A 23,468-nucleotide genomic window follows, 5' to 3' on the forward strand; every position below is an offset into this window, starting at 1 on the left:
CTCTCCCCCTTTTCCCTTGTCACGGAGGTCTTCATAACGGTGATGAGGACCTCTCTCCTCCTTTTTCCTCGTCACGAAGGTCTTCATAACGGTGATGAAGACCTCTCTCCTCCTTTTTCCTCGTCACGGAGGTCTTCATCCCAAAGAATCCAGCATTCCATTATTTTATAATTTCTCAAACAACAAAAACCCGAATGACGATGTCCATCATTCGGGGTCTGATATGTTACCTAACTACCGCTTCTCTCAACCCACGACTTCCTTCCAAGTAAAAACATTGTCGCAATTTTGTATCTTTTTTCCTATATCTAAGTTAGGATGGGAGTAAGAAGGAAGGCAGGTGATACCGATGACGCATGCACATAGCTTGGTTTATGAAACAATGGAAGAAGCGGCAGATGAAATTTTAGCGTTGATTAGTAAATTTGTAGATGTGAACACTTTTTTCATTGCAAAGAATGATAAAAAGGATGTAAACATTATACATACCTTCAATCGTAATGATGTTGTGCTTCCCTCAGGGTTTGAAACATTATACCGCGATTCCTATTGACAGTTTATTGTTAAAAGTGGTCGGGAACCACTTATCATTGAAGATTTGAACATATCTGACCTAACCAAAGACATGGAAGTTACCAAAAATCTTGGGGGCGGATCGCTTATCGGTGTTCCCATTTACTATAAGGATGGGGAGAATTACGGTACCTTGTGCGGAATGGATTTGCGTCCCTTCCATTTTACAGAGAAACACAAGGATTTATTTAAAGCAATGGCCAAATTGCTTGGAAACGTACTGGATTTACAAAAGAAAAACTTACAAGTTCAAATGCTCTCCGTGCCTCTAGTCCCAATATTTGATGATATGGCTGTCCTTCCGCTTATCGGGGAGGTAGATTCTGAACGTACGTCTCGGGTGATCGAACACACTTTGGCTGAAGCGGCAAAGGGAGAATTAGAATACATCATCATCGATTTATCCGGCCTTGCTCGCATCGATTCGAGAAGCGTCGAAAATTTAATGCTTATCTCCAATTCTCTTAAACTGGTAGGAGTCCGCGTTACCTTTACAGGGATTCGTCCAGACCTTGCAAAAAAAGTAAACCTGTTACAAAGTACCTTTGAAGACATTACGTTTAAATCGACACTTAAACAAGCTATCCAGTCGATTAGAAAAGGCTCTTAAGCAATAGCAATAAGTAAAAGGCTTTATATGCTGTTCATGGCATATAAAGCCTTTTCTATTGTTAATAAAAATTGAACTATTCGTATTCTCATATAGCATGCGGAAATAGTCGATGTTTATCGATTAGATTTAAACCGCTTAGGGACAATAGTTGAAAATGACTTATACAAACATTTGTTTAAAAATAGTTATATAAGGAAAATTCTTTTTCTCGCAGCATTATTTATGGCGAAGTGTATCATCTCTTCTATCTGTATAGAATGAACAGAGCTTGTTTATCCTAAGAGTTAAGGAGGTGTTTATATGGCACAGGATGTATTATGTGAAGTAAGTAGTTGCGTTCACAACATTAATGCTCAAAACAAGTGTGGCGCTTCTCAAATTTATGTAGTTAACAACAAAGAACGTAACGCTTCAAACAGTGAAGAAACGGATTGCAAAACATTCGAACCTGCTGGACACTAACTTTTTCAAAGCGGCAATCATGACGGTGATTGTCGCTTTTCTATTTTAGTATTGATAATAATTATCATTATTATTCGTCTTTTAACAAACATCTTTCTTATCATTTAATCTTTATTTGGTAGGGAAAAAGCCAGAAAAACAAAATACTGTATAAAAATAGTGTATATTTCTATGTTTTTTCTTTTAAATACGAACATTTATTATAGACAATATTATAAAGTTCGTTTATAATCAAATTTGTGTTTAATGAATATAACTATTTTCATTCGTATATTCTTAGAGATATGGTCTAAGAGTTTCTACTAGGAGCCGTAAAATCCTAACTACGAATGGGTGGATTACTCTACCCATTTTTAGTCTGGATTTTTTTTGTTTTGGATTTTATCGAACATTACTGTGAAAATTAATCTTTTAGGGGTGTGTCTCATGGAAAATGTATTTGATTATGAAGATATTCAGTTAGTTCCAAATAAATGTGTGGTTAACAGTCGTTCCGAGTGTGATACAACGGTAACACTTGGTGGCCGTCAATTTAAGCTTCCTGTAGTGCCAGCCAATATGCAAACAATCATTGATGAAAAGATTGCCCTTTATCTTGCTGAAAACAATTACTTTTACATCATGCACCGCTTTGAGCCACAAAAGCGTCAGGCATTCATTGAGAACATGCATGCAAAAGGTCTTTACGCTTCCATCAGTGTTGGGGTGAAAGAAGAAGAATATTCATTTGTTGAAGAACTTGCAGCAGCAAACCTTACTCCTGAATTCATCACGATCGACATTGCCCATGGGCATTCCAATGCTGTCATCAATATGATCCAGCATATCAAAAAACACCTGCCAGAGAGCTTCGTTATTGCTGGTAACGTTGGAACACCTGAAGCGGTGCGCGAACTAGAACATGCCGGCGCTGACGCAACAAAAGTTGGGATTGGACCAGGTAAAGTATGTATCACAAAAATTAAAACTGGTTTCGGAACTGGTGGCTGGCAGTTGGCTGCACTTCGTTTATGTGCAAAGGCAGCAAGCAAACCAATCATTGCCGATGGCGGAATCCGTACACACGGCGATATCGCGAAATCCGTACGTTTCGGTGCAACAATGGTCATGATTGGCTCCCTTTTTGCAGGCCATGAAGAATCACCAGGTGAGACTAGCGAAGTAAACGGAAAGCTAGTGAAAGAATACTTCGGCTCCGCTTCCGAATTCCAAAAAGGCGAAAAGAAAAACGTAGAAGGCAAAAAAATGTTCGTTGAGCATAAAGGTGCCTTACAAGACACGTTAACGGAGATGGAACAAGATCTTCAATCTTCTATCTCCTACGCCGGCGGAACTACGTTAGACGCAATCCGTCACGTAGATTATGTGATTGTGAAGAACTCTATTTTTAATGGGGATAAGGTGTACTAAGGTTTAGGGGAAAAAACATGGCAGCATACTTAATCCCGAGGGGTAAGGTATGCTGTTTTTTTGTTCTTATTCGTATTAACTAAATACAATGGAATGTGCTCTCTACCTTCATCTCATTTCCGCATCTCACATAGATTTAGAGTCCAGTCACAAACAACTTAACCTCCTGAGAATCTTGAGAAAGCTTAACTTTCTTTTCAAATACAAACCCTAGCTTTTCAAGCAGTTTAACGGAACTATGGTTATCTAAAGAAGTAATAGCCACTATCCGATTTAGGCCTATAACTTCTTTTCCGTATTTCATTACAGCTGAGGCTGCCTCGTAAGCATATCCTTTTGACCAATACTTAGGAAGGAATGCAAAACCAATATCCACATCATCTAAGGACTCTCTTTTAATAAGACCACAGATCCCGATTGGAATTCCATCCCCTTTCAATTCGGTTAAGTAGAGACCAAAGCCCAATCGTTCATACATGTCACAAGGTCCATTTAAAATATAATCCCTCGCATCTCCCAGGGTCCTCACCCCCTTGTCTCCGATATACTTTAGCCATGAGGGCTCATTTAAAAGCTCCAGTATAAACTTTGCATCATTAGATGAAAGTCTTCGGAGCACTAGTCGTTCCGTTTCTAGAACCTTCAAGTAAACACACCCTTATCCTTCAATTGCCTTACTTAAACCAACCCTTCCACCTAAACCAAATATACAAGCCGATTCCCATGACGACCATGACTCCAAGCGCGATAAAGTACCCATATCTATAGGTCAGCTCCGGCATATATTGAAAATTCATCCCGTAAATCCCTGCAATAAAAGTCAGTGGTGCGAAGATGGAAGTGATGATGGTAAGGACCTTCATGACATTGTTGGCTTGATGGGAGTTTAAGGAAAGGTAATTATCCCGAATGTCCGCCGTCAATTCCCGGTTGGAGGTAACCATGTCAGATAGCTTCAGGAGATGATCATAAATATCCGCGAAGTACTCTTTCCTTTTCATGACCCCATCCAGGCGATGCGTATTGAGCATGCGGTACAACAAATCCCGCATAGGGTTGATCGTATGTCGCAGGTCCAATAAGGAATACCTCGTATCGAACAGCTCGTCCATCAGCTGATTCATCGATTTATCTTGCGTGTTGTCCTCAATTTTGTCCAACTGGTCCTCTAACTTATATAGCAATGGAAAATAATTATCCACGATGTCGTCGAGAATTTCATAAAACACATAATACTCATCCCAGTTTTCCACGTCTTTAGGTGGCTTGTCCAGGCTCTTCCACACCGCATCCACCTCTTTAGAAGGTGCCTGATGAAAACTCACCACATAATTTTCCCCTAGAAAAAAATTCACTTCCTCTTTATGAAGCTCGTCTTCCTTTTGTTGAATACTGTGCGTCACGAAAAACGTATGATCCTCATAATGATCAAGCTTTGGCCGCTGCAATCTATGTATGCAATCCTCTATCGCCAATGGGTGGAAGTGGAAAGTACTGTCTAAATGTTTAATTTCCTCTTCTGACGGCTCGTTGAAGTCAACCCAGATCCATTTATAGGCGTTTCTATTGAGGTTTTCAATGGTTATATCTTTTTTGATTTGATGATCTCTTGTCATTCCGGCAATTCTTATCATTTGGCTTCCCCTCACATTCGTATAGGGTTTTTATACCCTGTTTTGTGTGGTTTTAAAAGTGAGGAGGATGTAATCTAAATATAGGTTTCTACAATATTAGCATCTTCTCCAGCTTGTTTAGGGACAAGGGAAAAATTTTCCGGAATCTCCTTTCTAATGGCATCCAAAGTAGTTCTCATCAGAATTATGGGTGTCGGTTTATTCACATCGAAGAGTCTCGCCACGAACATTCCTTTGTAATCAGTGGGGCTATTGTAAATACAGATAATGGGCATGGCATACTCTTTCATATTAATTTCACTAAAAGAATTGATTAATTGGTCTTTTGTTTGCATAGTGATCCTCCTTTATGTTTTTACGTTCGGCAGCTGATGAATCGACTCCCGAATTTAGTTGTAAAGTAAAATTATCTTTATCATACCGTTATTTTTTCATCAGAAAAAGAGTTGTTTTTTAAATTGTTTTATTTTTCTGTCACTTAAACTTATAAGAAAAGGCAGTCCCGTTACAAGGACCGCCCTTTTCTACTTATGGAGTTATTCCTAAGGCTTTCTTAATAGATTCAATTGTTTTTCCTTCCGCTTCTGCTTCCGGGTTTGGCGTATCCAATACAAAATCATTTTCACTTAAATAATACTTCTCAAGAAGATTAAAGTCTTTTGCGTCTGTTAGGCCATCGAAATTGATATCTGTGTCTCTATAGTCTGTACCCCAATGCTTTTCTACTAAAATTGCATCATGGATATCTATTGCATTATCTTTGTTGATATCTCCTGGTTTTGATACTGCTGGCCTATAAATAATAAATTCACCTATATCAATACCATTTTCTTTCCGTCCTACTTCAAGCGGTGTATAGGTTGTGTAATGTCCAGGTATATCAATCACCACTGTATACTTTGTCTCCGTTACCGGCAATTTATCAAAATATAGTCTACCATTGGACTCAAGTCTTGCAGGATACGAATTCCCTTTTGCATCTACTACACTTATCGCTGCACCTACTTTGGAGTAATCTCTACTGTAATCAAACCTACCTGCATCAGTAAGGAACCCTTCAGCACCTAAGAATCCTGCATCCACATTTGAGAAAGATGGATAGATTGGATGAGCACCGATTCTCGTTGTCAATCTAGGGCCTCCATTTACCTGCGTGGTACTGACACTGCTAAATATTGGAGAATATGCGTTCTTGAATTCGTTTGCAGTAGTGTCGACTGTTACTTCAAAAAGTGCAACATCACCTGATAGACCTTCTCCAGGAATGGAAATATCGATCACTGACTTTGTTGTTCCGGGCTTTGTGGTGGTTTCAACCAACTCAGATCCTTCCGGAAGGCCATCTGCAAGTTTGAAGTTCACCGGAGCATCCAGAAATTTGTCACTATAATAGAAGTTCAACGAAAAGTCATGCGCTTTTTCTAGGTTGTTAGCATAAAACGTATAGGTGATCACATCACCCATTTGATACGATTCTTTATCCGGTTTGGCAAACACATATTGGGTTCCTTCTTTTGCATAATATACAACCTTTGGAACTGCTGTGTTTCCTGCATAATCCGCCCCTAAATATTGAATCTGTGTGAAGTTTCCACTAATATTTACTTCTTTTACGAACTTCCCATTCTCATCGACATCCGCTCTAAAACTTGGTCCGTTTGGTCCGTACCACAAATTACTACTTGCTTGAGTTAGCGAAATGCCTGCAGATTGAGCCGCTTTCATCTCGTTATCCATTATTGTTCCTGAGATAGTAACTGTACTTTGACCTTCTGGCAGTTCGACAATCGGAAGATCTCCTGTCGGCATAGCGTTTGTATTGTCAAACTTCACTATAGGCGCGCCATTTTCAAGACTGATCAGTGATGACTTCTCAAATTGCTTCCCATTTTTTGCTGTTCCAATCATTTTCACTTCATAGATGCCGTCTTCCGCTCTGACCTTCGTATAACTGATCGGCTTCTTTTCATGGCCAGTAAACGGGAAGTAATATCCGGCAAATCCTTCTGTAATGTAGTAATAGTAATCAATAGCTGCGCTTGTTGCATTAACGGAAGTAATCCATCCCAACTCTTCCTTCGTATCAGGATCTACAAGTACCCAATCCAATCTTTCCATTGGCGAATTCAAGATAAAGTCCAGGTCAGTTGCTTTTCTGCTGTATGGATTGTTCACTCGATCCGTTGAAATGCTTGGTGTATAGACTTTAAAGAAACCAATACCCTCTTCCACTACTTTCGCTCCAAATGGAATGCGATAAGTTTCTTCTGAATCTTTTTTATTCTTAATCACAATATAACCTTCGTACGTACCTTTTTGAGCTGTTTTTGGAATGGTTAGAATCGCATTAATGCGTTCTTCTTTATTTTTTTTCACTTTTATTGAGCTAGGGACACTCAATTTCACTCCGTTTTCCACTGCATCTAGAGAGCCTGACGCTGCAGCTCCAACATTATATTCTACTGAAATTTCATATTTATTGTTTTTCTTACTGTTATTGGTTATCGATAGACCAGTCGTTTTTTCAATCTGTTCATCCCCCATAGGTACGAAGCCAAAGCTAAGTCCACCAGTCTGTTCAGGGATTAGGATTTCTTCTCCGTTTTCAATAAATGTTGTTTCATCAAGTACAGAAATGAGCGTATCAGAGTGAATGGCCTGGTATGGATCCACTCTTCCAGCTCCTACCTCATATACACTGTATTGATTTTGTAAGGGATCTGCTGTATTCATCAATAATGATTTAATATCGCCTGGTGTATAATCAGGGTTTGATTCAAGCAATAGGGCTGCCACCCCTGCCACTAGAGGCGAAGCCATGGACGTTCCAGATAACCTCTGGTAGGCATAAGAATAATCCGAAGCATCCTCTTTATTTTGCATATACGACGGGACGGTTGAGAGAATATTGACACCAGGTGCCGTTACTTCAGGTTTGATATCATACAGCGTTCCGGAAGGTCCTTTTGAACTGAAAGAAGCAAGTTCGTCACCGCTGATTTCAGCCGTGCCCATTTCTCCAAGTGTAACTGTTGGATTCCCTTGTTCAAACATTTCTTTAACAGCTAAACCATCCTCATTCGTTAAAGAAAAGGTCGGAATGTTAGTATTGTTTTCTCCCAGATAGTGAGGAATATGGCCTTCTTCAGGATTTGTGTTATAAATCACTACCCCAACAGCACCATTTTGTTTTGCATATTCCATCTTTTCAATCAGAGCATAGGATCCACGGACAACAAAAGCAACTTTCCCAGCTACATCTTTGCCGTTGTAGTCAGCTGGTCCACCCTCTCCCACATCTACCATTTCATAGTTCTTTCCTTCCAACTTGCTGAACTCATCTGTCCATTTGTTGGTCATTAACTGTAATACTCCTTGGTGCTGCTGACCTGATACAGTGAATCCTCCGCCATACGTTATGACAAAGGAAGGTGCAGAACTTGCCCCTACCGTCAAAGCGAGTGCCGCCGCTCCAGGAGAACCAAGGGTACTGTTTCCTAAATCACCTGAATTACCTGCTGCAACCACCGCGGTAACTCCGCTTAACACTGCATTATTAACTGCAAGGCTGGATGCATCAAGCGGGTTGTTCGTCTGAGCTCCTAAAGATAGATTGATAACATCCATTCCATCTGCAACCGCGCGGTCAATACCTGCTATTGTCGCACTGTTCATACCGCTGCCATAAGGGCCTAACACACGATAGACATTCAGCTCGGCGTCCGGTGCAATCCCCAACACTTTGTAGTCAGAATCATTGGTTGCCTGTCCTACAATTGTTCCAGACACATGTGTGCCATGATTAGTATAATAGGAGTTTCCTTGGTAGGTTTCCGGATAACCTTTTGCTGCCTTCCAATCTTCATACGTTGTTTCCATTGGATCATCATCATTATCTACAAAATCATATCCACCTTTATAAGCTTCTTTTAAGTCCGGATGATTGTAATCAATCCCCGTGTCTATGACTCCGATCTTGACTCCTTCACCGGTAAATCCTTCTTTATGTAACTTATCGATGTTCAAAAAAGGAATACTCTCTACTTTTGTTGTTGCTCCTTCTTCTCCATCAGCTTTAGGCGGAGGCGCAAGTTGTACTTCAAGCTCACTGTAAACCGCCTTAACCACTTCAGATTCAAGGAGAGTTTTAACTTCATTCGCAGGAAGTGTAATGGTTACTCCATTTAGTGCCGTTTTATATTCATATTTGATTTCATACGGATCTTTCGAGGATTTTTCCTTCTTCTTTATTTTTGTTTGTAGATCTTTTTTGAACTTCTTGTGAGATTCTTCGACCTTTTCGGACGCTGCTTCTAATGAGACTTTTTCCCCTTTAAGGGATTTCTGGAATTGTTCAGCCTTTGCAGGGAGCTGATCAAACTCTACAATTACCGTTACCTCTTCAGTACTCTCTAAATCTATGTCCCTAGAAAGCTGTAACCCTCTTAAAGATCGGTTCACTTCTAGGTTTTCCAAGGCTTCTCTCTGTTCTTGTGAGAGATTTGCTAAGATGTTTACTGCACTAGATTGAGATTGTGCATGTCCAATAGATTGAGAGCTAAAAGGTGCCATTGCTCCTACAATCAGACCGACACTCAAGGCTGTCTTTAAATACTTACCCTTGTTCATGTATTCATCCCCATTTCATCCTGTTTGAATTAATTATAAAACCATCACTTTGGGACTGTCATTTGGGGGATTTTATAGGGTATTTCGCTAGAGTTCGATACTGATGCACATCTTGAAACTCAGTAATATCAGGCATTGCCGGTTATTTAGATACTCTAATTAATGCGAATAGTTATTTAGGTCTAGGTATTTAGAATTATAATAGTTGGGATATTATTTTTGAAAATTTAGTTTTTTTGATTTTGGTACATGGTTTGGGAAAATTGCTAGACATAATTTACAATTTGAATTTTGAATGGAGAGATGTAAGGGGACGGTTCTCCTGCTTTGTTAAAAGTGCAGAATCGTCCCACCGCTTTCTGTGGGGTTTTAAAGTAGCGTACACTGCCTACAAAAAATCAAACAGGCACTTAATGGAGTTATAGGTTATACACTAGAGGGAAAGGAGTGTCAGCTATGCCTTGGCATCAGAAAATTCCTCACTTAATCAATCAGCCTATTGGCGTCTCGTTTTTAGATGGCACAGGAACTTCAGGGGTGTTATGTGGAACCACTAACGGAAAGCTTTTAGTAATGGAATACCTATACCATTCACAATTCGCCTTAAAGCAATATGATATGAATACGGTACAGGATATACATGGGTACCCGGGGTGTTAGGGTCAGCGGTTTTGGGGATGAGGGTGTTTTTTTAGCAAGGGGACGGTTCTGTGCTTCCTTAGACTTTAAAGAAAGGGCAGAACAGTCCCAACCTTCCAAACAGAAAACCTGAAATCATTCTACATGCTCTAATTCTTCTAATCTTTTGTTTGTTAAAAAACTAATCTGGTAGATATTATCCTTACTTTCTACCCAATAATCATACGTAACCTCTGGTTCACTATCAAAAACAACACCAATATAGTATGGGTTTCGTTGTTTATAGCCGTCCTTACGGTGAGGAACAGTGGTAATCGTCCATTCTTCATCTGGATAACGCTCTTCTAAGTATGGTCTTAGTAATTGCACCTTCTTCTCAATCTGTGTATCAATCCAAAAAGGACGAGCTACAAAGAATATACAATAAGCTACCAATATAACCGAGGCTAATAACCAACCGGTCTTTCGCCATCTTCCTTTTAGAAAGAGTGCCAGAATTAGGATTGAGAAAATTATGCCCACGACAAACATTAATTCTATTATTTCTGTTGGATGCATGAAACGTATCCTCCTTTCCTTAGGACTGCCAAGCATCGGGACTTCTATGCTTCATTAGTAGTTTTATGGGAACTTATCTAAGAGGAAATAAAAAAATCCCGTTTCACTATTCGAAAAGGGATTATTGCTTAGAAAAATGATACTACCTTTCACATGCAAAATTATCTTTATCTCTATCCATCTTAGGTTGATAGGCTGGATGATCAGAAGCTACGCCATTTGGATATTTCTTTCTAAGTTCAGTACAATTTGCAAAGACCTCTACCCCTGAACTTGAAGGCGCTTCTGCCTCCGCTTTAGCTGCTGCTTCTGCCTCCGCTTTAGCTGCTGCTTCTGCCTCTGCTTTAGCTGCTGCTTCTGCCTCTGCTTTGTCCTCAGAACGCTTTTCCTCAATCTTTTCCTCTACTTGTGAGGTATTCGAACTTTCAGATGAACAAGCAACTAAACTAATAATCAAAAATAAAGATGATAAACCTACTAAATACTTTTTCAATTCCCTATCCCCCAAAATAATTTTCCTATTATTTGAGGCTGGGACATAAGTGCTTTAGTCTAAATAAAACCCGAACTAATTTGAATTTTTAAATCAAATTAGTTCGGGTCTTTTTTCGAAGTATTCGTTTAGTTTTTAGGTTACACCAGCGGTTGATTGGAGTGCAAGACACGAAGACTCCTGCGGGAGAAGTGGCTAATGTGAGACCCCGCAAGCAAAGCCGAGGAGGCTCACGGGTCACCCGCGGAAAGCGAAGTCTTGCGGGAAAATCAATAGCGGTATTTAGAGCCGGTACCTATATTGTTCGTCTTTTATTATCATCTTTTAGTTTTGTCCCAGCCTCTATTTACTTAATTAAGAAAAAAATTATACAACCTTGAAAAGGGGTTAGGTTTTACTATAAATCTTACCGGTTGCACTTAGGCTCATCATTTTAACTGTTATCAGCCCCATAGATAGCCAAATCCTGTAGTCAAAGACAAAAATATAAACTTGCATCAGCCCATTGGAGTCTCTTTTGTAAGATTCAGAGGGACGGTCCTTTTCTTCCCTATTTTACGGTATTTTTAGAATGGATTGACTAGTGAGGTATTCACTCCTTTCCAATATAGTTGTTAAAAACTATTTAGACGTATCTATCTAGTGCAAGTATTTCGTGATTTCCACTAATTATAGAAAGAAAAGAAGCAGAGGTCCGTCCCCTGCTTCTTTGTTACACAAAAATCTCTTCACCTTATAAGATTTAAAGGTGAAGAGATTTTTTTATTTTAATTTTGTTTCTAATATTAGTATAGGCTTATCGTTTAAATTTGAAATATCATAAACAAAAAATGAATTGTTTATGGTGTTCAACTCAAGAAGGAAAACAGAGTCTCCACGGTTTAAATAAGAATAAAATGTACCTTCATTATTTCCATTATGTGTAGTAACTTCAGTCCCATTAAATATATTTGAATCTAGTGAAGTAATAACTTTTTCTATGGAATTACTAGTATAAGTAGTTTGTTGTTTAAATATATTCAAAAGATTGTAAAGAAACAGGGTTGTTATTATTAAGAAAATACTAGAAAGTATAATAATACTCTTTTGGAAGTTAGACACTTTTTCACCATTCCTATAAGTTATTCAACATATTTACTAGGCCAGCTGCTAATTGAAATTTGATTGCGGAAATTTTGGATTCCTGTTGATCCACCACTAAAGGTTACAGATAGATCAACTCCACTAGTACCTCCAGTTATTGTAGCTGAATCTAAAGTTCCTATTTTTTTGTAAGTATGTTTATAGTTCATAACTCCATACATAGTTGTACTTGGCACACTAGTAGCCCAAATAACTGCTGTGCCTTCTTGTCCTGTGTATCCACTTCCATTATAAACATATTTATCTGCATATTTCCAAATAAATCCGTTGCTCAGTCCATTAAAATGAGATGATGTATTTACCCTTAGAGAACCCAAGCTATCGTAAACATATAATCTGGTTGGGTATGATGCAAAAACTATTCCACTTGGTCTAGAGTAATCAGTTTTCCATAAAGATAAACTTACTACATCATCAGAGCTATCAGATGTATCTATCTTTCCAGCTGCAAATTCCCAATTACCAATCAGTGTATAAAGTCCGTTTTTGCTATTTCTATATCGTTCCAGACTAATATTTACATCACTATGGTGCAAAGGTTGGATTAATTGCTCTTCGCCTTTTTCAAATCCATTTTTCAACAGATATTCTTTGATTTTCTCTGGATTATTTGCAATTTTTTCCAACCCTTTATTAATCTTATTTACAAATTTCTCTTGCTCCTTTGTTAACTCTTGGAATACAGGCTCATCACTTTCAATTACTTCATTTGCAAATGCACTGGTAGTATTATTAATAGATAGTAATAATACTAGTGAAACAACAAGAAAAACGATTTTTTTTAACACTTCTTCCACCTCTTCGAATTATTTTCCTGAATTCAGGTTTTTGCGCGCTTATATATAATTACTCAAAAAAATACAAATACCTTCATTTTTTACATATATTCCTAAAAGAATAATTCTCAGTTACTAAGTATTTGCTATAAACGGATAGGTGTAAATCTAGATTCAGAGGGACGGTTCTTTGCTTCCTTACTTTACGGTATTTTATCGAATGGATTGACTAGACTCGTGAGGAATTCACTTCCTTTCACTTTAGTTGTAAAAACTATTTAGATGTAACTACCTCGTGCAAGTATTTCATGAGTTCCAGTAACAAAAGAAAAAAAGGAGCAGAGGTCCGTCCCCTGCTTCTTAGTTCTAGGTATTTAGAATTATGATTATTGGGATATTATCAGTAAAAATCTAATTTGTTCTCGAAGAAACTAGGGGACAGTTCATTTTTTTAGACTACAAAGAAAGCAGCTTTCTGTGGGGTTTTAAAAGTAGCACACAAAAATCAAACAGGCACTTAATGGAGCTATGGGTTATACACTAGAGGGAAAGGAGTGTCAGCTATGCCTTGGCATCAGAAAATTCCTCACTTAATGAATCAGCCCATCGGAGTCTCGTTTTTAGATGGCACAGGAACTTCAGGGGTGTTATGTGGAACCACTAACGGAAAGCTTTTAGTAATGGAATACCTATACCATTCACAATTCGCCTTAAAGCAATATGATATGAATACGGTACAGGATATACATGGGTACCCGGGGTGTTCGGGTCAGCGGTTTTGGGGATGAGGGTGTTTCATTCTTAATATAGCCCAAATGAAACATGTTAGTTAAACAAATCACTTTGAAGATTCAAATTCCTTCAACGATTTCTTGAATCCTAATAAGGGTAAATTACTTTCTAATCGGTTTACAATAGCATTCGCACATTCTTTCATTGAGTGGGTGTATGTATTAACTTCAACATCGTAAATTTCTTGGTGATGTACGAAACTAAGCTGAGAAAGTGCTTGCCCAATTTGTCGGTCTCCTCTGGACTTTTCTCTATTCTTAAGCTCCTCTACAGTACAATGCACTCCCACAAGAAGAATTGGATAAGAGCTCAGAGTTTCATAAAAATTTTGTAATGTTAAGGGGTCATGGAGAATTTGATCAAGTATTAAATTGACACCTCGATCTGAGAACATTGCCACATTCTTATAATAAAAATATTCCGTTTCAACCGGTATAAGTCTCTGGTTTTCTCTATCTTCCATCTTCTCTATTACCAAATCATAATCATCTATGCTAAAAGTAAAAAAGTCAGGAAGTAACTTTGTTATTTCCTTCGCTAGAGTTGATTTTCCTGAACTTGACACACCGTTTAGAACTATAATCATTCCTTTTTTCACAACTCACACCCCAATATCCTCAGTTATAGACCACATTCTAAGAACTTCCTAAAGCCTCTCACGCCTAAATAGTCATCTTCCAACTAGACAGCGCCAACCAATTTTCCTGCTCTTTATAATCAGGCGATATTTTTCCTACAAGTCGCCAGAAGGATCGGTCGTGATTGAGATGAATCATATGGCACATTTCGTGTACTACTACATAATCGATTACCTTCATTGGGGCCATCGCCAACTTCCAATTGAACGTTAACTGTAATTGGGAATCACAGGTTCCCCATGTAGTCTTACTATCAGATATACGGATAGACCTTGGTTTTACTTTAAAGTTACTTTGATAGGATCTTACACTCTTCTCCACTATAGCTTTGCATTGCTGGTAATAAAATCTCTTTAAAGCTTGTTTTATCCTTCCGTCCTCCACCTGTTTCACATAAACATTTATATGTTTCTCATCAAACGCGACATAATCTTGTTCAATAGAACTATCTTGATAAACCTTTACAGGATAGGTGTTTCCTAAATAAAGAACCCTCTCCTCCTGACTGTATTCCTTCTCCTGCTGCCCAAGCAGTCTGTCCTTCATCTCCTTTGATTTTTCTTGAATCAGTTCCCACCTTTCCTCCAGCAATTGAATCACTTTTTCATCCTGTGTACCTTTAGGAGCCTGGACCTCAACATTTCCATAAACGTCCATACGAATGGCAATGGATTTGCGATTTTTGTATTTTATCTCAAAATGGATGGTTTGACCTGAATATGTATGTATCATTGTATCACCTTACATCATTTACTTTTCTAAGTAATTATATTAAATTTCGGTTGTAAAAAGTAGAGGAGATTAATTCCTTACTCCAAAGTCCAAAGGAAGCCAATCTGTCACTCCACAGGAAGTAGAAGGAGAGTTCTCTTACTTCCTGCAGAGTGTTAGATTGGTCCCGATCTCTGGTAACATACTAATTATACTATTTCAACTATTACCAGTTCCATAGATAGCAAAAACCCTGATAGTCCAGTACAAACATATAACCATTCCACTTAACCCTATTCTGTATCTTACCAACCTTATCTGCATGGTACGGATCCAGCAATATGTTGATACGCGAGTAAATCATACCATCAAAACCACCCATATTATCTTTAAAAAAGATAAAAGAAGAAAAAAAGCACCTAATTAAATAATTAGGTACTTATTATCTATAGTTATATTTTTTTATTTGCTTTGAGATTTCATTTTTGTGCACATTAAAATCGGTTATCTTAATCTTTAGTATTTCTTCTATTGAGACCCATTCACCAGTAAAATCGTGCTTCAATGAGGCAATTATCCCTGATACTAAGACTATTATCTCAATGTAGTTATTTTTTGAATTATTTAGTTTTGTATAATTATATTGTTGATATTCCGCTAGTCTTCTGCAAGTTTCTGTTGATGAGTATAAATATGTATTATTCACCAATGATTTTATGTGTTTTTCATCTTCCATTTTCTTCTTAACCTTAGGATCATCTATCAAAAATAACATCTCTGTCCAAGATTCCAGTATTTTATACATCTCCTTTCCACTTGATTCTCTATAGTAGTTACTTATTTGCATATATTTAGCGTTTTTGAATGCATTATTGTTTTCATAAAATTTCCAACCAATATTTATTAACGATGTAACTACGGTACTTGTAAGTATTGCAACCCAAAACTCATTCATGAACTTCCCTCCTATATAATCTACATTTCAACAAAAGGAGTTAATATCCTGCTCTTTCAAAACACTAATAAATATTGAAATCTACTTTCACATTATTTATATCTTCAAACATTTTAATTGTATCTTTAAGAGTTGCTAATAAACATTACATTTAAAATGAATAGTTTCAAGCGAAATAAACTCAGAGCTCACTTTTTTCATAAAGACAGTAAATCGCCGATTAATAAATAAGTATATATAATATATCTTTCCGCTTCCTCTAAAGATACTTCTGCATGTGTTCCTTTATTAGCTGCCCCATACACACTGTCTAATCTTTCACCTAGGTACTTTAAGTGTGATCCAACAAGTTCCTCATAACGGTTACTGGAAGACTTTGATTCTACATATTGAATTAACCTATTTATTACTTGATCTTCCCCAATTTTTATTGTTCTTTCCCCTGCTAAAACAGGCTCTTTCATTGGAGGATATAGTACATCAGCTATGTCTTTTAAGATACGTCTACAGGAATGCACAGCATTTGCCCAATCTTCCGCATTAGTAGACCTTAAATTTTCATGCACTGAGACAAATCTTCTTACAGCCTCTGTTGAAATTTCCGTCAACTTTTCATCAATCAGCAATCTTTTTCGGGTAAAAATATCATCAGTTATGTTACTGAATTTAAGCTCAAAATTAAGATTAAAAACATATTCATATATACTGGATTTTACTTTTTCAATCCTTCCTGTATAGGTTCTAATTTCATTTGCAGCCATTCCCCTTTCATAGCCATTTCCATTTGGTATTGTCGGATTAATTGTTGATGCCGATGAAACAGAGACATTTGGATCTTGAGCTGCTTGCATTCTCATTTTTAATGCATCAATCGTTGCCTCCATTACACTAACAGTTTCTGTAAAAGCTCTTTCCCCATCTAAATCTTTATTGTAGTAAATCCGGTTTGATTTTCTAGCTGACTTCCAAGCAGCTGTAGTCATTTTACCTGTTTCATTTCTAGAGAAACCTTTCATTTCCTCTCTAACCCACTCTACAGCTTCCATATCATTAACTAGACGAGCTAATCTCAATGTTTTTTGGATAATTGATTGCAACTTAATTTCTTCCATTTCAATATTTTGTAGTATCTCTTCTGACAAATCTAACGCTTGATCCAATCTTGGTTTCATTCATTTCACTCCTTTAAATAATTAATAATTACTTTTCTTCTTTTCTTTAATTTTTCCAAAGCAGGGAGACTGCTCTCTTACTTCTTTGAGAATTTAAAGGAAGTGTCAGAGCCCCCCCGTTTTCCATAACAATCCCTTTCCACTTTCAGTTGTTTTACTTCACCCTTCAATCTTCTTTCATATTCAATTGAATTAGGTGCTTACATTTAGGACATTTACAAGATAACTTGTACACTTTTTTCTTAGGATTGAATTCCTTAGCAAACTGCTCAATCACACTAGGTATCGAAAATAGAACCATGAAGAGAGATATGTAGGTGATTATTCTAGTATTCTGATTAAGCTCCTTAATAGCTAATGTCAAAAATACAAATACAATAAAGAAAATTATCAATACCACTAAATAGATCCGAATGAATAAATTACCTTTTTGTTTTAAAAATTCCCACATACTAACACCCATTCTTAATATCTATACGGATGGAGGAAGTTTTAGTTTCATTTTACTAGTTTGTACTAAAGAAACCTCCAAGAAGATTAACTACACTAGCTTAACGTTTGTATTTAAACTCTAAGTGTCCATTTGAAAGTGGGATGAGGTTTTCTTGCTTCAGGATTTAAAGGATGGCTTACCATTAATTTGTTACATTATCTCGAACTCTACTGTCGGCAAAAACCTAGAAAAAAACCCTCTTTCTCAACGTTTGATTTTTCTGTAAGAGTTCAAAAATTCACAGCATTATTATTCTCTGGGCCTTTTTTGGTTTGGCTTCCCAACTTTTATAGTGATTTATCTCATTTTTCTAGATCTTCCAATTAAGAACCTAGAACTCCAATACCCATAATTGGACAGCCCTATCTTTAAGCATTGTTGTTCCACCACTATTTTTCTACATCACCAAACCAATATCTCTATTCTTACTACTTGCTCTGTTCATCTACACATCTCCTACCACCCAAATGGGTATTTGTTTGTAATTGAGAAAAGTAAAAGAAGCACCAAATTAAGGTGCTTCAAATTTCTATCTATTCTTCAGTTAAATGAAACGATAACTGTAGTTCTCCTTCTATTAATGTCTTTGTAGGCAGTATATTAGTGAATTTTTCAATATTACCTATATCAATTATTTCTGGTTTATCGCTTATTAGTTCTGGAAACAAAATTCTATATTCATTTTGATATGCAAAAAATATGTCTTTTTGAAAGAAAAAGTCCGAGCGACTTGTAGCAAAGGCTTCCATTCGGTCTGTGTAATTGATAGACATATCTCTGTATTCAACAGCATTCCTTACAACCGCAATATTTTTATCCCTACAAACTTGCTCTACTCTATTCAAAAAATGACCTATATTAATACACATCACATGGTCCCCAAAATTTTCAAGAGCTCTCTCTTTTAATTCCTGAGGCAATACGAGCTTCGTAACTGCAACATTATCTTCTATATGAACTATTTCCAATAAATCAGTAGTTATTCCAGTCATGCAGAATAGATGTTTTTGATAGTCTTCATTGCTTTCCATACTGGCATTACTTGCTCTTCCTGTAAAAAGAGTTTCACCTGTTTCAGGGTGTTTAAAAGTTAAATTCACATCAGAAATCCTCAAGGATGCATCAAAAGCATCACCTTGACCTTTTCTTTTCTCTGTTATCTCAAGATCCTTATAGTATTGGAAATTATTTAAGTAAAGTGTCCCATTTTGCAAGCTCTCTAAATTTTTTTTACTAGAAAACTTCAATGCAAAAGGTAGTTTATTATTAACTGCCAAAACCTCATTTAATCTTTGCTTTTTTTCCATGATTGATGGTTCTCCTTTCAATTATCTTATAAAAACATAACTATTTTTAGATTTTAAGTCTATATTATTTTAACGACAAATGCCGACAAATCTGATTCTTAAAAGACCTTTCTTTTCTCGTACCGGTACCTCAATTCCAACTCTTTGTGTTTATTTTGAACATAGAGAAACACCTAAAGAGATGCTCATGGTCTAATAATGCTCTTTAATTGAATACTCGAATATTATATATATATGTAACGGAATAGAACCTAGTCCAAACCCTTTTTTCTTCACTCCAGCTTTTGTTTTACCCATATATTATCATTTAATAGAACCTAGAAATTCATGCCCATTCCACGTCAAGGATGCCACGTTTATATATGTTTCAACCTAATACTATCCAATTTCTAAAAGAAAAAAGAAAAAGGACTACCTCCTTTTTATAGGAAGTAGTCCTTTACTTAATACATTTTTTGAATCAGATAACAGGTGAGTGAAACTGAATTACATCATTCCGCCCCTAAGGTGAGAGTGTGTAATATCTTTAACGTTTTGAGCGTAGAGTGCGGTATATTAAGGTTTTACTAAATTCTGTATGTAACATCTTCAACGGAATTTTACCGTTTTTCACTGAATTGCGTTAGCAAAATGTTAGCAATTCCAAGAAAAAAGTCTGTTGATTTTGTTCTTACACTCCACTTGTCCAGATCTTATGTGGCAACACAAGGGGTGCTGGTGAGTATTTTTTTGTATTAAAAAACGCTTATAATTGGCCGTTATCATCTCCAACTAAATACATATGTAAGCCTAATTTTAAACGCTTTAAATCTTCGAGGTCAATATCTCTTTCAAAAATCTCGAACTTTGCATCATTTAAGAAACCATGAGGATCTTTACCTTTATTTTCATTAAAAAAATTTATTGCTGTGACCTGATTAATTACTTCCCTTAAAGTAGGCACAGAATCAAATTCCTGTACTTCTGAATTTACAACAACTTTGAAGCCTGTTGGAATTCCAACACTCCCCAATATTGGAGATACATTTGCTACATGATTTCCTGCACTTAGTCTTTTTAACTTTTTAACATCTAAAAAGCATGTCCAGTCTAACCAGTTATTTCTACGTCTAATAACACCATAATTTTCGAAACATGGAAATACCAACCCAACATGTGACCTTCCGGAAGCCCATCTTTGTAGTAGATCCACTTGACCAAAAGTGCCAATATGTTTCAACTTCTTCTTAATTTTTAAATATCTAATTTTAGCTTTGTTATCAATTTTGAATTTATAAGTATTTGAACTCTTATTAAAAGTATCTGGAGCTTTATATTGCAAGTACAAGGGAAAGGCGTACTGTTTTAGTTGAGTATCAAAACCATATATAGCTTCACGCCGTTGTGTCGGTCCATAAGTCCAAACATCATATCCACTAGTAACAGCTTCATAATGTAGCTCTGAAGTTATATTTAGTTCAGCAGTTTTTTCTGATATTATTGGCATAAACTGTCTCCTTAAAATCCTTCATTTCTTCCACAAGAGCCAGTTTCACTCCGTGATAGTAAGAATAACTATATATTAAATAATCAATAACTATTATATTTCTCGCTTCTTTTCTTAAATGCCTCTTCTGATCCTTCCATAATATCTAAAATTGCTCGCTTTACATCCGGATTATCTAATCCACCTTCTGTTCTAAGTTTCCCTTTTCCTACATCAGTTTTTAATGCATAGATTAATTCAGCATCTCCATTTACTGGCAAATTAGCATTATGTGAAACAAGAATTATTTGACGCTTATTTTTCATTTTTCTGATGATTGGAACCAATTCATTATAAATAAAATCAGAATCAAGCTCATCTTCTGGCTGATCAATGATTATCGGCCCTGTGCCCTCTGTAAATAACAAAGTCAGTATCGCTGTATTTTTTTGTCCATCTGATAGGCCATTGTCTAAAAGTGATCCAGCTCTTGTTCCATCTGCTCTATATAATGTAATATCTATTGTATCTTGAATTCTTTTGGTTCGGAACTTTTCCCATTGTTCAAAATGATCGTTCAAATGGGATTTTAATTCTTTATAAAAAGGATTTAATTCACTTGGTATTATAGCTTCATTTTCTAACCATTCTTGTATAATAACCCATGGCGATGGTGATGATGTATGTTGAAACTGTGAATAAGCTAGTTCTCCAATGAACTCCCAGTTCCGTCCCAACTTAGACCGTCCATCAATAGGGAATTTCATCCACATATTCATATAGTGATTGATATCACCCATGTAAATTATATCAATTTTTAAAAATGGAACATCGTTTCCATCAACAGTAACCTTTGGAATTGTATCAATGCTAATTAAGTTATTTACCTTTGTTTGCCTAATTTCATGCTGCTTTTTCCAGATCTCATTTAAGCTATCATATAAATTTCCTTTTTCCTTTAATAATTCTAAAGTTTGAGTTAATTCTTCCTCCTTTTGTACTATTTCCTGGTCTTTTCGGTTCAACTTTTGCTCTGTATCTTTTAGTGATTCGAATTCCTCTTCTGTAATGCCTTTCGCCTTACACGCATCTTCGAATTCTTTTTCATTTATATCAAATTCACTTTTTAAACTATCCCATGAGTCATGTTTGTCAATTGTACTTAGTAAGCTATTATTTAAATCCTCTTTCGTTTTTTGAATATCACTTTTTATTGACTTAATAGCCTGAACAAATTGTTCCCTAATATAATTTATATATTCAGATTTAATTAGGTTTTCACTATCTAGAACCATATTTTCATATTGTTCATTTATGGTGGTTAATGTGTCTACAAGTTGTTCTACACTGCCATCAATCTCAGTTTTATCACTTCTAACTTTAGATACAAAAGCTCTAGTTAGTATTACTTTTTTCTTCTTTTCACTAAACTCTTTAACCGAAGTAAATGTATCCCGCTTTCTATTTAATTCTTCAAACTCTTGTTCCAATTCAATTTTTTCTTCCTTCAGACGCAAAAATTTCATCTCACTTTGAATTAGAGAAATAAGTTTCTCAGCTACTTCTTTTTCTTGATTACTTTCCTCTTTCAACTCATTTACAGAAATTCTATCAATTAACGGCATTAGTGAGGGCGAGTCTTGGCCCATTTGTGTAATTTCGCGCTGACTATAAATATTTATACCTAAGCTTTTAAATATCACATCTATATCTTTTACTTCTGTTCTAGAGGGTATTGTAACTTGTCCATTTGAAAAATGAAGGACATCTGTGAGACCGTTAGGGTCCTGCCAAGTCAATTTTAATATAGATTCTTGTTGAAGTGTGCTTTGGATTCTAGATAACTGTTCATTGAATTTAGATACGGAATTTGTACAAAGTCTTATATACTCTAATATTGAAGACTTCCCAGAACCCCTTCCCCCAATTATACAGTTTAAATTTTGTGAAAAATTAATAGTTTGATTATCCAAGAATGATACATCTCTAATTTCTAGTGAGGTTATCTTTCCATAATTATTACCTTCATTTGGAGAAGAGACCTGCAATTTGATCCTAGAGCTATGATCAATAAATGCTTGCCTTAATGAATCGATTGAAGGTTTTGAAAATTGAATCCAACTGTGTCTCTTTCCAATAAAACCTTTATCACTTTCAGTTAAACTATAACAATCTGAAGACATTACGGTCGCGATAGCTCTATCCCGTTTCCAGTGTTCGTGACAGTCATCACTAGATAGGATTATTTTTTTTATACCTCTCGGTAAACTTTCTATTACTTTAGGAATTTCCATTACTAATAATCTTGGGTCTTTAAACATTTCTCTTTGGAAGTGATCAGTCATAAAACTGTCATTCAACATTCCACTTTCAGCAAGGGGATGAGCAGCAATTACAATTCCAGGATAGTCCTTGTGCTCTTGAATAAAAGTAAGAATGGTATTAAAGTCTCTATTTAAAGGAGTTATAGTACCATTAATTACCCTTCTTCTACTTGGCAAGCCAAGTTCTGTTACCATTTCATCTATTACATCTAAGGGAGTATTGGTTTCGAATAAGCATAAGACATGCACCCCTAAACCTTGTGCAATCTCCACTTCAAAACCTGGGAAGATTACTAAAGGTTCCTTGTCCAAGTTTCTTGCCACTTCTTGATTTCTCCCAATTAATCGTTTTAGATACTCTTTACCAATAAAATTATGATCAGTAACACCTATAACCTTTAATCCTACCTCATGACATCTTTTTAAATATAAATCAACCGATTGATTTAGCTGTTCCTCAGTATACGTACTACCAATATATGCATCACAAGTTCTTACCCAATTATGCTGGTCTCCTGGTGTTTGCATTTGCAAATCACATTTTAACCATTTCATCCCATTAAACAAGAATATCACCTCTACACAATTTTAAAACAAAATACCAAAAAGTGTAAGATTTTTTAATAAATTATCGAAAATTGTAATTTCTAAACACTAAATATTACTCAACTAATTAATAAA

19 protein-coding genes, 1 pseudogene and 1 riboswitch are annotated in these 23,468 nt (G+C 36.3%); of the genes and pseudogenes, 6 read left to right on the forward strand and 14 right to left on the reverse strand.

The window, feature by feature from the left end; genetic code table 11:
* Window positions 1–349: 349 nt before the first annotated feature.
* The 4 genes from FZC76_RS20650 (at window position 350) to guaC (ending at window position 3,058) form a co-directional block, all read left to right on the forward strand.
* Complete coding sequence (locus FZC76_RS20650; RefSeq protein WP_148990082.1) at window positions 350–553, forward strand: hypothetical protein; 204 nt, start codon at window positions 350–352, stop codon at window positions 551–553.
* 33 nt (window positions 554–586) lie between these two features.
* A complete protein-coding gene (locus tag FZC76_RS20655; protein ID WP_392396861.1) occupies window positions 587–1,183 on the forward strand; it encodes an STAS domain-containing protein in 597 nt (198 codons plus the stop codon).
* A 303-nt stretch (window positions 1,184–1,486) separates the two neighbouring features.
* Window positions 1,487–1,648: a DUF1540 domain-containing protein gene (locus FZC76_RS20660; protein ID WP_148990045.1), complete on the forward strand. Its 162-nt coding sequence runs from the start codon at window positions 1,487–1,489 to the stop codon at window positions 1,646–1,648.
* 246 nt (window positions 1,649–1,894) lie between these two features.
* Window positions 1,895–1,994, forward strand: a riboswitch (purine riboswitch).
* A gap of 80 nt (window positions 1,995–2,074) precedes the next feature.
* Window positions 2,075–3,058, forward strand: a complete 984-nt coding sequence (guaC, locus tag FZC76_RS20665) for a GMP reductase (protein WP_148990046.1) — start codon at window positions 2,075–2,077, stop codon at window positions 3,056–3,058.
* A gap of 136 nt (window positions 3,059–3,194) precedes the next feature.
* Here guaC and FZC76_RS20670 read toward each other — a convergent pair whose 3' ends face one another.
* The 4 genes from FZC76_RS20670 to FZC76_RS20685 all read right to left on the reverse strand — a co-directional run bounded on the left by FZC76_RS20670 (window position 3,195) and on the right by FZC76_RS20685 (window position 9,321).
* A complete protein-coding gene (locus FZC76_RS20670; RefSeq protein ID WP_148990047.1) occupies window positions 3,195–3,704 on the reverse strand; it encodes a GNAT family N-acetyltransferase in 510 nt (169 codons plus the stop codon).
* Between the two features lie 28 nt (window positions 3,705–3,732).
* Window positions 3,733–4,692, reverse strand: a complete 960-nt coding sequence (corA, locus tag FZC76_RS20675; RefSeq protein ID WP_148990048.1) for a magnesium/cobalt transporter CorA — start codon at window positions 4,690–4,692, stop codon at window positions 3,733–3,735.
* Between the two features lie 74 nt (window positions 4,693–4,766).
* On the reverse strand, window positions 4,767–5,027 hold the full coding sequence (locus FZC76_RS20680; protein ID WP_148990049.1) for a hypothetical protein: 261 nt from the start codon (window positions 5,025–5,027) through the stop codon (window positions 4,767–4,769).
* Between the two features lie 193 nt (window positions 5,028–5,220).
* Window positions 5,221–9,321: a S8 family serine peptidase gene (locus FZC76_RS20685; RefSeq protein ID WP_148990050.1), complete on the reverse strand. Its 4,101-nt coding sequence runs from the start codon at window positions 9,319–9,321 to the stop codon at window positions 5,221–5,223.
* A 456-nt stretch (window positions 9,322–9,777) separates the two neighbouring features.
* On the opposite strand from FZC76_RS20685, the gene FZC76_RS20690 reads away from it, so the two are divergent.
* Window positions 9,778–9,981, forward strand: coding sequence for a hypothetical protein (locus tag FZC76_RS20690; protein ID WP_148990051.1), 204 nt, complete (start codon window positions 9,778–9,780; stop codon window positions 9,979–9,981).
* Between the two features lie 114 nt (window positions 9,982–10,095).
* Here the strand turns inward: FZC76_RS20690 and FZC76_RS20695 are convergent, their stop codons facing one another.
* The 3 genes and pseudogenes from FZC76_RS20695 to FZC76_RS20705 all read right to left on the reverse strand — a co-directional run bounded on the left by FZC76_RS20695 (window position 10,096) and on the right by FZC76_RS20705 (window position 12,942).
* Window positions 10,096–10,518, reverse strand: a complete 423-nt coding sequence (locus FZC76_RS20695; protein ID WP_148990052.1) for a DUF1275 domain-containing protein — start codon at window positions 10,516–10,518, stop codon at window positions 10,096–10,098.
* Between the two features lie 142 nt (window positions 10,519–10,660).
* Window positions 10,661–10,786 (reverse strand): annotated as a pseudogene (locus FZC76_RS23745) (excalibur calcium-binding domain-containing protein); the annotation flags it as partial.
* Between the two features lie 1,346 nt (window positions 10,787–12,132).
* Complete coding sequence (locus tag FZC76_RS20705) at window positions 12,133–12,942, reverse strand: hypothetical protein (RefSeq protein ID WP_148990054.1); 810 nt, start codon at window positions 12,940–12,942, stop codon at window positions 12,133–12,135.
* A gap of 551 nt (window positions 12,943–13,493) precedes the next feature.
* Here FZC76_RS20705 and FZC76_RS20710 point away from each other — a divergent pair.
* Window positions 13,494–13,718, forward strand: coding sequence for a hypothetical protein (locus tag FZC76_RS20710; protein ID WP_148990055.1), 225 nt, complete (start codon window positions 13,494–13,496; stop codon window positions 13,716–13,718).
* Window positions 13,719–13,768: 50 nt separating this feature from the next.
* On the opposite strand, the gene FZC76_RS20715 is transcribed toward FZC76_RS20710, so the two are convergent.
* The 7 genes from FZC76_RS20715 to FZC76_RS20745 form a co-directional block, all read right to left on the reverse strand.
* A complete protein-coding gene (locus tag FZC76_RS20715; protein WP_148990056.1) occupies window positions 13,769–14,320 on the reverse strand; it encodes a chloramphenicol phosphotransferase CPT family protein in 552 nt (183 codons plus the stop codon).
* A gap of 64 nt (window positions 14,321–14,384) precedes the next feature.
* Entirely contained in the window at window positions 14,385–15,092 is a 708-nt protein-coding gene (locus tag FZC76_RS20720) for a M48 family metallopeptidase (RefSeq protein ID WP_148990057.1), read from the reverse strand.
* 421 nt (window positions 15,093–15,513) lie between these two features.
* A complete protein-coding gene (locus FZC76_RS20725; protein WP_148990058.1) occupies window positions 15,514–16,026 on the reverse strand; it encodes a hypothetical protein in 513 nt (170 codons plus the stop codon).
* A gap of 197 nt (window positions 16,027–16,223) precedes the next feature.
* Window positions 16,224–17,198 (reverse strand): AbiTii domain-containing protein, encoded by a 975-nt coding sequence (locus FZC76_RS23295; RefSeq protein WP_187442173.1) that lies wholly within the window; start codon window positions 17,196–17,198, stop codon window positions 16,224–16,226.
* A gap of 1,026 nt (window positions 17,199–18,224) precedes the next feature.
* Complete coding sequence (locus tag FZC76_RS20735) at window positions 18,225–18,998, reverse strand: hypothetical protein (protein WP_148990059.1); 774 nt, start codon at window positions 18,996–18,998, stop codon at window positions 18,225–18,227.
* Between the two features lie 745 nt (window positions 18,999–19,743).
* Complete coding sequence (locus FZC76_RS20740) at window positions 19,744–20,484, reverse strand: hypothetical protein (RefSeq protein WP_148990060.1); 741 nt, start codon at window positions 20,482–20,484, stop codon at window positions 19,744–19,746.
* Window positions 20,485–20,567: 83 nt separating this feature from the next.
* Window positions 20,568–23,354, reverse strand: coding sequence for a TrlF family AAA-like ATPase (locus tag FZC76_RS20745; RefSeq protein WP_148990061.1), 2,787 nt, complete (start codon window positions 23,352–23,354; stop codon window positions 20,568–20,570).
* Window positions 23,355–23,468 lie beyond the last annotated feature (114 nt).

This window comes from Sutcliffiella horikoshii, from assembly GCF_008180725.1.
In the GTDB taxonomy this organism is placed as follows: Bacteria; Bacillota; Bacilli; order Bacillales; family Bacillaceae_I; genus Sutcliffiella_A; species Sutcliffiella_A horikoshii_B.